Here is a 12,162-nt window from a genome sequence, read left to right as displayed (position 1 = left end):
CTAAGTCTCTTCGCTGCTTAGCATTTCACAATTTCCATCAAAAACAACACCATCTGCAATTTGAAGTTTTGCAGTGCGAATGTTTCCTTGTACTTTGCCAGTGGATAACATTTCTAATCTTTGTGTTGCTGTAACATTTCCAATGATGGTACCACCAACAACAACTGTGCCGGCTTTGATATTTGCTTTTACACGTGCTCCCTCACTGATGACAAGATAACCATCAGAGATGATTTCACCGGTAAAATCACCGGAAATTTGTAAGGGTTTTTTAAAAGCTAAAGTTCCGCTAAATGCTGTTTCTTTTCCGAGAATAGTAGCAATAACTCCGTGTTCGGTGATGGTTGGTTGCATTTCTTTTTTTGACATAGTTCCTATTTTGTTTTCATATTATATACCCCGTCCCAATCTTCTGGTGGGGGATCTGCGATATAATCATCACATCTTTCAATGTATAATTTTGTGGGGCCGTCTTCTGGGAGAATAGCTAATCCTTTTTTGAACTCTTCTTTCGCTTCCGCGAACTTTCTCGATTTATATAACGAGAGAGCGTGGTTGTAGTGAACCAATACAGCTTTCATTTTATCACTAGCGATCATAGGGGCTCCTTATAGAAAATGACAACGGCAGTTGCGTAATGGTCAGCATGGCTGATGGATACGGAACTCTTAGTAAATCCTTTCTCTCGGAAAAACTTCTCAGTTTTCCCACGGATGACTAGCGTTTTTTTACCAAAATTTGTGCCTGCCAGTTCAATCTCGCGCATATCGGCCACTTCCCCTGAATTGAGATTTAGGGCCTTAATAACGGCTTCTTTGCAGGCAAATCGACCAGCGAGAAAAGGAACGGGATCCTTGTGTTTGTGGCAATATTCTACTTCTTCATCAGTAAAAACCCGTTTAAGAAAACGGTCCCCATGTTTTTCCAAGAGTTCACGGATTCGATGGTTTTCTACGATGTCGTTCCCGACAGATAACATAAGATGATTTATTTTCGCCGAAGATCCAAGAGTCGAGCAAATAAAATATTGTTTTCTTTATGGTATGGGCGCCTGAGTTTCACTCTCTCAGAATAATCGAAAGCTGCCGAAAAATCTCCGTTTTTAAAAAGTGACTCTGCAATGTAATAAAGCGTTAGGCTGTCTGATGGATTTTTTTGAATATAATTTACTGCAAATTCCAAGGGGAAAGCTGACATTCTATGCTCTGCGTATAAATAAATTTTTTGCACTGAAAGTGGGGCATCATGGATGGATTCAAAATGGTTGGAAATAAGACGTTCTACTTCGTTCCATTTTTTTTGTTTGTATAAAATAAGAGCTCTCAGGTAAACAAAATGCTTAGGATGGCCTACCGCTACTTGGACAGGTGATCCTTCGCCAGTATATTCGACTCGAATCAAAGACAAATCATCGATTAAATCACCATGACTTTTGATCGCATCGCGAATCGATTCTAAATCACCATGACCTTCCAAAGTTGTTTTTAAAAATAATTCATCATCTTCGTTGACTTCCATCTCTGCTTCAGAGCCAATCAGAATATCATCACGCCCATCAGATCCGATTAATAAAATATCACCTTTTTCCAATTGAAACGTGTTTATCTGAAGTGCTTTTTTTGAAGCCAAAAGTCCTAACTTCGCACAAACATAATTATGCGGTAAAAAGAAGGTTCGATGTTTTCGGTATATCACTGGCCTTGGATGTTCAGCATTTAAAAAATAAAAAAATCCAGTTTCATCATCAATTAAACAGAGAAACATAGAGATAAGCATAGAACCGTCAAAGGTTACTAAGGTATTATGTAATTCTGTATAAGCATTACTAACCCACTTTTCGGGAGTAATATCTCTTACTTCCTCGGACTGTCCGTTTCTTTTGATGATCGCTTCAAAAACAGAACCAATGACCAATGCACCGCTTGCTCCTTGCATAGACTTACCCATTGCATCACCATTCAGAACTACAATATACTTTTTATTCTGTAATAAGATGGAGGAGGAGACGCATAAGTCCCCACCAATTTCAGAACTCCATTGTTTATAAGAAAACTTTTTCTTTTGTTCCGTAAGGAACTGAATTTTCATATTTGAGGAGCTGGCTAGGTTTTGCGTTAAAGGTTCAATCAACAAGGAAGCCAAAAAATAGTCCCCATCTTGTTGTTCTTTTAACCCTTGAACTTCTGTTAGTGCAAAATTTAATTCTTTAGTCCTTTCATCTACTTTCTGTTCCAAGTTGGTATAAAGTAATGAATTTTCAATTGATACGGCAATTTGTGAAGATAGGATTTTTAAAATTTCTACTCTACCTGGTGTAAATGCGTCTGTTGTTAAGTTATTCTCCAGATATACAATCCCAACGACAGTTCCATGACTCAAAATTGGATAACAAAGAAGAGATTTAGGTAAAGTTGATTTTACATAAGGATCATTTTTAAAATCACCTTCCCTTGCGGCATCCCCACAAATCACAACAAGCCCAGTTCTCACCACATAACCAATAATTTGCGATGGGATTTTGTTTTGATTCACATAAGCCACAGGCTCGAGAAAATCAATCGCAAACGGAGATTCAGAATAAACTGACACTGATTCCTTCTCAACCTCAGACTCCGCTAAAACCTGCCAACCTGACTCTGCTTTGAGAATAAAGTAACCTCTTTCTGCACCAGCATTTTCGACAAGAATTTTCATCATTTTTTCTAAAAGACGATTGAGTTGAATTTCACCCGAAATTGTTTGCGAAGCTTTAATAACGGTATTGATATCTAAACTTGAACCGACATCGCCAAAAATATCTTTAGTAGTGCTAAATAAAGATAGACTATCAGTTGAATCGGTTCGGAAATTTCTTCCAATATATTTCTTTAAAGAAATATGATTAACTTCCAATTGTTTTACCTTGGAAAGAAAACCATACTTTCCATATCGATAATGCGCTTCCACCAAATGTAAGTTACTGTATTGCTCAAACCCTGTTTCTTTCCACATTCGGACCAAAAACTCATTCGCGATGGCCTCTTCGAGAATATTACTAGACTCACGCGCCAAAGAAATGGCTGCTTTACAAGCGATCACTGCATGAGTCTTTTGATTGGCTAAGTATAATATGAGAGCAGAGATGATATGGTGTTTATGTCCAAAGTTTTCCGGAGAACTTTTCGCCCAAACCTTCATTCTCTTTTCAAATCCATTTAATCTTTTTTTAAGAGCCGCTTTTGTAGTACTTTTTGGAATTTGATTATCTACAATTAAAGCAAATGTTACAAGAGCACCAAGGAAAACATGTTCTGGAACAAACATCATTCCAAACATTGCGCCTTCTAGTGAATCTAATTTTGTAGAAAACTCATATGCTCTTTCTTTATCACCAAGAAAATATTCAATTCGTAATTTACATAGATAGTAATCAAACAAGGCATTAGCATTACCGGAAGATAACCATTCAGAAACCGTTTCGTTTTCCGAAAAGTATCGACCTTCCAAATTCATTGGATCAGGCGATTCACCTCTCATGTTTTCAACTAATTGTAAGTTAAGGCGATGTACTTGATATGCGTGGTTTTGACGTAGACTTAATAATGCGGAATCATAACGAAGTTGGCTTTTATATAAATCTTCTAAATTTTCACGAAACAACAAACCTTGAAAATGAATATTATTAAGGGAATAGGATGAATATTGTAAATCGCCAGTTTCCATCCCAGACAAAAAACTATCCCAAAATATAGAACGACTTTCTCTTGCATGATTTTTCCAAGGAGATATCATACAAGCAAACATAAATAATGTTCTACATCGAAATGCTTTTGCATCTAAAGTATCGAGCAAACGAACACCTAACTGACCAAACTTTAAACCATCTTCATAATTTCCTAATCCCGAGCCTTGGATGATACCCATTGCACAAAACCCAAAGGCACTAATTTCACATAAGCCATATTTTAAAGTATGATTTACTAACTTTAAAACTATCACAGGGAATAAATTTGGTTCCGCCAAAAAAGCAGGAGCAATACATGCATTTAAGAGACGCATGATTGCGAGATATTTAGGATCATTCGAAATTGGTAATTCTTCTAAACTATCAATTGACCTATGTCCCAACTTAAATTTGAACTTAAGAATTTCAGGTAACGGAGAAAGAGAACCAGCTTTATTTGGCAATCGCACCCCAACTAGTTTTAACGCTTGTTTTAGCGTTTCCAATACTTCCTTCATCTTGTTTTGCGTTACAAGCATCGAAGACTGCAATTCATAAACCAAAATTTTATCTAAATCATTTCGGGCAAAACTAAGTATATAGTTAAAACTCTTCTCCGCCGCCTCAAAATTCTTCGAAAGATAAGCAGACCTTGCATAAGCTAAATGAAGTCTTAATGTATTTTCGTAATCCAAATTCCATTCAACATCCTTCATCAAACCTGCCATTCGATCAAAGAAAGTAAATGCAGCTTCATAAGCAGATGAATTAAGAGCTTTAAAACCTGCTTTTTCATTTAGAATTCTTAATTCAGAAAATTCCTCTTCTGTATTCATTTGGGAGGAACCCAAATTTAATTGGTTTACGATTGTAAATAGGTGATCCTCAAGTTTATACTTATATAATATAGAAAGATAAGTTTTCCCAATTTTATAGTGAAGTTTTGCTTTTTCTTCTGGCGATATAATCTTATAAATTGCCTCACGAATTTTATCATGAGTAAAATTCGCATCCTCCATTCCAAGAATCAAAAATTCTTCATTGGCTAAGGCAACTAAATCCATAGAAGCTTTGTGGAATGGCCTTTCAGCAATGGTCGCGTAAATATCATGTCGAAACCAGTTTCCGATGCAAGCAGTTAACTTCAGAGCTTCAATCAATTCGGCAGATTGCAAATTAATTTTATCTATAATCAAATCGATGACATTATCTGAAATATTAACGGAATCAATTTTATCTTTATCCCAAGACCAATGGTCATCAGTAAAATAAATGTATGACCTTTCGTAGAGATTTTTAAACATCTCATTTACATGAAATGGATTTCCTTTCGTTTTTTTCCAAATTACTTCTGCAATTGGTCTTATTTCAGATTCAGGAACAACAAGAGTATCAGAAACAAGCTCAGCTACATCACGTTCCCTAAGTGGCTCCAATCGGATTTCAGTAATTGAAACTTTATTTTCACGTAATTCATCTAGTAGTCTATAAAAAGGATCAGTAGGTAATACTTCATTATCTCGATAAGATAAAATAATAAAAAAATGCGAAATTTCAGGATCAGTTAATACTTCCTTCAAAAGAAGTATACTCGATGAATCTGCCCATTGCATATCATCTAAAAACAAAACAACAGGACGTTCTTTAGTACAGATGGTTCTAAGAAATTTTCTAAATACTATGTGAAAACGATTTTCCGTTTCAAAACTATCCAACTCAGGAGGCATAGGCTGTTCACCTAACAGCTGCAACAATTCTGGGACTACATCGATAATTAATTTTGCATTAGAACCAAGAGCATGGGATAAAATTTTCTTCCACTCTTTTACCGAAGACTCACTTTCGGATAATAATTGCCTAACAAGCCCCTGTAATGCTAAGTTTATAGCGCGATAAGGAATTGACTTTTTATATAAATCAAATTTTCCCGAAGTAAAGTAAGCTTTTTCTCTTGTAACGGGTTTCTGAATTTCATTAATGAGAGCTGACTTTCCAATCCCAGAACGACCAGAAATCAGAAAAATTTCAATCAGACCTTCTGCTGCATCTAAAAATTTTTCTTCAAATATTTTGAGTTGGGATTCTCTTCCATATAGTTTTTTGGGAATTTGAAACCTAGATGATTTATCATTTTTAGCTAGCTCCATTTGGAACTGATCCAATGAATCACGTCCACTTTCTAATAAGACCGATTGAATCGCAGATAAATCGGATAATAAACCTGTTGCTGTTTGATAACGATCTTCTGGATTTTTTTCCAAAAGTTTCATAATCAAGTCTGAAACAATCTTTGGTGCCCCACTTCTTTCTCTAGGAGAAAGAGGTGTTTTTGCAAGGTGTGCATGAACCATTTCCAAACTATCAGTGTATAAAAACGGCAAATCTCCTGTAATTAACTGGTATAAGGTGACACCAAAAGAATAAAAATCGGTTCGATAATCAACTGTACGATTCATTCTGCCGGTTTGTTCAGGGGAGATGTGCGCAAGTGTGCCAGTAAGATTCTGGTTCATCGGAAGATAAAAACTTCGATGAGTGAGAAGTGTTGCCGATCCAAAATCAATTATTTTAAGAGAACCCGTATCTGGATTATAAATAATATTTTGAGCTTTGATATCATTGTGGACAACTTTTGCCTTATGAATATCGATAAGCGCTTTACATACCTCAATAGCAATATTCAAAAAAGTTGCTATGTTGCTATATTTACCACTTAACTGTAATTTGGCGAGGTCGGTAAAACCAACATTTGGAAATACGATCGCAACTGTATTTTGATAAGACTCTAATTCTACAGGCCGTAAAGTATATTGGGAATCAATAGAACGTAATATTTCAAATTCGTTTTTAAAACGGGTGATCTCCTGGTTATCTGGATAATCACGGTTGAGTAACTTGATTACGACTTGTTCACCAGAAGGGGATTCCCCAGTGTATACAGAACTTCTTTTTCCTAAATGAAGTTCCTTGATTGCTTTATATTTACCTACAGTGAACACAAATTTTCCTATTTAGCTGTTTTTCCGCCGTCAACAGGAATCACTGCACCTGTAATAAAAGAAGCACCATCAGATGAAAGCCAAATACAAGTTTTTGATACTTCTTCAGGTGTTGCCATCCTACCTAAAGCATAGGATTTCATTCTTTCTTTTTTTACTTCTTCTGGATTGGGGACATTCGCATAAAACACATCATCCATTTCAGTTTGTATCCCTCCAGGACATAAGGCCACGACCCTAATTCCATAAGAACCATATTCTAAGGCTGCTGATTTAGTAAGTCCAATGATTCCATGTTTTGTCATGGAATAAGGACCAGCTTTTTCTTTTCCTCTAAGCCCTAATGCTGAAGAAACATTAATTATGACTCCACCCTTCCCTTGGCTAAGGAATTGTTTTAATTCAAATTGCATAGAAAGAAAAGTCCCTTTTAAATTTACATCCATTACAGAATCAAATATATCTAATGGATAATCTGCCGTCGCTTTCAAAACTCCAGAAATTCCTGCATTATTTACCGCAACATCTATGGATCCATATTTAACAACGATTGATTCAATAAAATTACGAACTGCTTCCGATTGTGTGACATCACAACGAACAAACATTCCAGTGCCACCTTGTTTTTCAAGGAGAGCCAAAGTTTCTTCCCCTTCCTGCTTCCGTCTTCCGCAAAACCCAACCACATAACCAGCGTTCGCAAACTCTAATACGATAGATCTTCCAAGACCAGAAGTTCCACCAGTTACTATTGCTACTTTTTTTTCACTCATTGGATTTCCCTTTCTTCGATCAAACGTCCATAACGATTGATCGCTTCCTTTACATTTGCTTGGTCGAGTTCAGAAATGGATTCAATACGAAAACCAGCAAAAAAGGTGTCTTCATTATTATCGTCTTCTTTGACCCATAATAAAATACAAGTTCCATGAACAAAACCGACAATATCAAAATGCATAAAAAATTCGAGTTGCCCACTATTGGCGAGTTCTCCCGGAAGTATCCCAGAACAGCGCACCATAAACCCTGAACTGGAGATATTTTCAATGGTAGAAACTATATTTCTTCCATTTTCTCGTATTGAAATATTATTTTTGAACTGATCCATCACTCGAAACCTTGGATCAATTTCGTAAACTTCTTCCTGTGTACTTTTTAAGCGTTTGTAAACCTTTAATGGCAAAATACTCGCTGCCATTTCAATTCTTGTGATTTCTTGATTCTCTTGGTAAGCAGTTATTTCCAATTTTGAGTAATTCCAATAACCAAATTTACTTAGTTTAGTTTCTTTGGCAATGGCTCTTAACTTGATTGGCATATTCATTTTTGCATACTGCAAAAATTCTGAATTAAGATATAACAACAAAAAGGTGACATCTTCAAAAGGAACTTTCCCAAACATGTGGTTACAAGCAATCCCGAACTGTCTAGCAGCTTCCACAATTTGCATTCCAGAAATATGTTTTAAATTGGGTGGTGAAAAAAATTTATGACCCGGTGGAACATAAAGATTAGCAAAAAAAGTATCTTTTTTCGGTATCTCAGTGATTGACTCAAAGATTGCAGATATCTTTGATTTCTCGACATTCCCCACATAATAATCTCGTCTTTTGACTATTTGAAGGATGCGAATTTCATCCGATTCTGTTACTTTATCTTTTAGAACATATTGTTGTAATTCAGTATCAAACTGATAAAAATTACTGATAAATTCTTTTTGAATATCATCAATCCCAGATTCTTTTACAATGCGTTCCGCAGAGTCTTTACGAATACGATAGGGAATTGTTTTTAGTTGGTAATAATTTCCACTCGAATCCTCTCTTTTTACATAATACTGAAGAAGAAAATCAATATCCTCGTTAGAAAGATTGGGAAACACATGATCTTCCATTATAGAAGATGTAACCATCCGAGGGAGTGCTCTTCGAATGTTGGAAACAAAACTATCGTCTTGGAAATATGTTCTTGTATATCGTTTGTCTAGAGGTAAAACTGCGGGAAGTTCTTCTTTTTCAAAAACCATCATAAGTATCAACCGGGAATCTACATTTAGGATTAGTCCGTAGATTCCACCAGGACACAATTCAGTGCAACTAAATTAACAACGAGATGGCAAATTTATGCTAATATCACCTAACTACAGTTACTGAACATGGTGCATAGTGTACAACTCGATCAGAGACACTACCCATAATAAATCTTCCTAGGATTCCATGACCTCTACTTCCAATCACAATCAAATCAGCCTTTTCCTTTTCAGCCAATTTGCATATTTCCTCAGCAGGATATCCTTCTAAAACAACTCGTTCCCATTTCACAGAAGTTTCATCTAAGATGGGGTGTATCTTTTCAAAGCGTTGTTCCGAGATCCACTTCACGCGATCCTTTCCCGCAGGAGCCGCATCATAATAACCAGGCAACGGACCGAAATCCTCAACTACTTCTACGACGTAACATTTTGCATTACTTGCCTTTGCAATTGCCAAACCAAATTCTAACGCTCTGGCAGAACTAGGTGAACCATCAATAGGGATGATCAGCTTTTGAATCAATTTTTCCATTACAGAAGTCTAGCATCTTCCCGGATTTGGGAAAGTGAAATTCCTTTGACATTTGTCAAAATTTTCAAAGATAAAACAGTTCCCAAATGGAAAATACCAATTTAGGTTACGAATTTGACGTCAACTTGGTGGGATTATTTTTTCCCACCTTCATCTTCCTTCGTTAAATAGTAAGCAACAAGAATTGGGATTGTTGTCACTAAAATGACAAATACAGCAACAACATTTGTAACAGGCCTTTGTCTCGGGCGTATAAATTCAGTTAACATCCAAATAGGAACTGTGGATTGTTGCCCTGCAGTAAACGTAGTCACAATCACTTCATCAAAGGATAAAGCAAAAGACAACATTCCACCAGCTAACAATGCAGTGGCGATATTTGGCAATATTACAAATCGAAATGTTTGCCAAGGATTAGCACCTAAATCCATTGAAGCTTCCACCATTGAATGAGAACTTCGCCTGAGTCTGGCAAGTACATTGTTATAAACCGTCACAATACAAAAAGTGGCATGCGCGATCACAATGGTCCAAGTACTAAAAGGAATTCCAAAAAGAGACATGGCTGACCTAAGTGAAATACCAGTGACAATTCCAGGAAGAGCAATTGGTAAAATCACAAGAAAGGAAATCACCTCTCTCCCAAAAAATTTGCTACGATAGACGGCAAGACATGCCAAGGTTCCAAGGATGATTGCTAAAATTGTGGAAATTGTTGCAACTTGCGAAGAGAGGATGATGGCTTCCCAAATATCATTTCTATCCCAAGCCACACCAAACCACTTGAATGTGAAACCTGGTAACGGGAATTGAAAAGTTTTTTCATCTGTAGAGAATGCATACATGATGATAATAAAAATGGGAATATGGATAAATAGAAAACCAAGAATGGTTGCCAGTTTTAATCCAATAGTTCCGAAATTCCATTTAGAGGGCATCGAAAGCTCCTAATCGTTTGGCAATCATAAGATATACCATCATGATAATGATCGGTATCATTGAAAATGCTGCGGCCAAAGGAATGTTACCCGCAGTTCCTTGGTGAGTATAAACAGCCATTCCTATAAAGTAACTAGAGTTTCCGATAATGGTGGGAATGATATAATCACCTAATGTAAGCGAGAAGGTAAAAATAGAACCTGCGACCACACCAGGAAAAGCTAAGGGGAGCACCACTTTCCGAAACGTTTGTGCCGGTCCCCCACCTAAATCCGAAGAAGCTTCAAGTAAAGATTTTGGAATCCTCTCCAAAGATGCTTGGATCGGAAGGATCATATAAGGTAACCAAATATAAACAAAAACAAGGAACATCCCAATGTAAGAAAAAGACAATGAAGTCCCACCAATCACCGGGATAGAAAGAATAACATCGAGTAGATGCAAAAGTCCGAGTTCCTGCAAACACCAGGTGAGGATTCCTTCTTTTGCCATAATCAGTTTCCAGGAATAAACTTTCACAAGATAACTCGACCAAAGAGGTAACATCACACCCAAATACAAAACAGGTTTTAATTTAGGACCTGCATACATTGCCATATAATAAGCAATTGGGAAAGCAATGATCGCACTTACAACAGTCACAGTAAATGCCATTGTTGTTGTACGAATGATGATATCCCAATTCGTACTTTGGCGAAACAAATCATAATAAGATTCTAAAGTAAATTCTCGTTTAATGACTCCCGAAAAAGAATCAATGGAGAAAAAACTTTGGATGAGTAAGGTAAATAGAGATCCTAAATACACAACTCCGAGCCAAATAAGAAGTGGTGCCAGTAATAAAAAAATCGCAAGGCCTTTACGATAAAATAGAAATGTAAAAAACTTATCTAGAGCGTTTGTCATTTACAAATCCTCAAAGTAAATGCATATCGGAATCTTTCCAACCCACAAGCACTTCCGAACCAACAGCAATGTTTTCTGCTGAGATTTTTAAGTTTTGTGTGGAGGCAATGATACGGGATCCATTTGGTGTTTCAAAATGCATTTTTGAAGTAGCACCAGAATACACTTGGCTTTTTAAGATGGCTTTAAAGGTTCTATATCCTGAGGAATGGTTATCTTCCTTGGCATTGGCAAATACATGGACTCGTTCCGGACGAATCATTCCTTTTCCATTTTGGCCGGTGAGTCGTTTCGTTTCTTCTAAAGAAAGAATATTGGATGTTCCTACAAAGTTTGCTACAAACTCTGTTTTGGGACGATCGTATAATTCTTCTGGTGTGGCAATTTGCTCCACCTTTCCTTTATTAAAGACAGCAATCCGATCGGACATAGACAATGCTTCTTCTTGGTCGTGAGTGACAAAGATAAAAGTAATCCCTACTTCTTTTTGGATGGCTTTTAACTCTAGTTGCATCTCTTCTCTAAGTTTGAGATCTAATGCTCCGAGTGGTTCATCGAGAAGTAATACTCCAGGACGATTGATGAGGGCACGCGCCAGGGCAATCCTTTGTCTTTGTCCTCCCGATAATTCGGAAGGTTTACGATTTCCCACATCGGGTAACCTGACCATAGAAAGCATTTCAGAAACTCTTTGGTTTATTTCTTTTGCGGGTGTGTTTTTTATTTTTAATCCATACCCAACATTTTCCGCAACAGTCATGTGTGGGAATAAAGCATAATCTTGAAATACTGTGTTCACATTTCTTTTGTAAGGTGGGATGCCGGTCACATCGACACCTTCCAAAAGAACCCTTCCAGAGCTAGTATCTTGGAATCCTGCCACCATACGGAGACAAGTTGTTTTTCCCGACCCGGAAGGGCCTAACATCGAAAAGAATTCACCTTTTTTAATTCCAAAGGAGACATCATCTACCGCAATAAATTGATCGAATTTCCTTGTTACATTTTGAAATTCTACATCGAAAACTTGGTCCATTCCTTCTCCTTTAGA

General features: G+C 36.8%; 10 protein-coding genes. All 10 read right to left on the bottom strand.

The window, feature by feature from the left end; genetic code table 11:
• Window positions 1-369, bottom strand: coding sequence for a bactofilin family protein (locus tag EHQ31_RS07330; protein WP_002978190.1), 369 nt, complete (start codon window positions 367-369; stop codon window positions 1-3).
• 5 nt (window positions 370-374) lie between these two features.
• A complete protein-coding gene (locus EHQ31_RS07325; protein ID WP_135574798.1) occupies window positions 375-599 on the bottom strand; it encodes a hypothetical protein in 225 nt (74 codons plus the stop codon).
• A complete protein-coding gene (acpS, locus tag EHQ31_RS07320) occupies window positions 596-979 on the bottom strand; it encodes a holo-ACP synthase (protein ID WP_135574799.1) in 384 nt (127 codons plus the stop codon). Before acpS ends, EHQ31_RS07325 begins: the two co-directional genes overlap by 4 nt.
• A gap of 8 nt (window positions 980-987) precedes the next feature.
• Window positions 988-6,702 carry a protein kinase domain-containing protein gene (locus tag EHQ31_RS07315; protein WP_135574800.1) on the bottom strand — a complete coding sequence of 1,905 codons (5,715 nt, stop codon included), beginning with the start codon at window positions 6,700-6,702 and terminating at the stop codon, window positions 988-990.
• Window positions 6,703-6,710: 8 nt separating this feature from the next.
• Entirely contained in the window at window positions 6,711-7,475 is a 765-nt protein-coding gene (locus tag EHQ31_RS07310) for an SDR family NAD(P)-dependent oxidoreductase (protein ID WP_135574801.1), read from the bottom strand.
• A complete protein-coding gene (locus EHQ31_RS07305; RefSeq protein WP_135574802.1) occupies window positions 7,472-8,731 on the bottom strand; it encodes an AfsA-related hotdog domain-containing protein in 1,260 nt (419 codons plus the stop codon). The genes EHQ31_RS07310 and EHQ31_RS07305 overlap by 4 nt, the downstream gene beginning before the upstream one ends.
• Window positions 8,732-8,834: 103 nt before the next feature.
• Complete coding sequence (locus EHQ31_RS07300; protein WP_135574803.1) at window positions 8,835-9,266, bottom strand: universal stress protein; 432 nt, start codon at window positions 9,264-9,266, stop codon at window positions 8,835-8,837.
• Between the two features lie 134 nt (window positions 9,267-9,400).
• Window positions 9,401-10,204, bottom strand: a complete 804-nt coding sequence (locus EHQ31_RS07295) for an ABC transporter permease (RefSeq protein ID WP_135574804.1) — start codon at window positions 10,202-10,204, stop codon at window positions 9,401-9,403.
• Window positions 10,194-11,111: an ABC transporter permease gene (locus EHQ31_RS07290; protein WP_135574805.1), complete on the bottom strand. Its 918-nt coding sequence runs from the start codon at window positions 11,109-11,111 to the stop codon at window positions 10,194-10,196. The genes EHQ31_RS07295 and EHQ31_RS07290 overlap by 11 nt, the downstream gene beginning before the upstream one ends.
• A 10-nt stretch (window positions 11,112-11,121) precedes the next feature.
• A complete protein-coding gene (locus EHQ31_RS07285; protein ID WP_135575063.1) occupies window positions 11,122-12,147 on the bottom strand; it encodes an ABC transporter ATP-binding protein in 1,026 nt (341 codons plus the stop codon).
• Between the last annotated feature and the right edge of the window lie 15 nt (window positions 12,148-12,162).

The organism is Leptospira montravelensis, assembly GCF_004770045.1.
GTDB lineage: Bacteria > Spirochaetota > Leptospiria > Leptospirales > Leptospiraceae > Leptospira_A > Leptospira_A montravelensis.
This window is presented reverse-complemented; position numbering and strand designations above follow the sequence as displayed.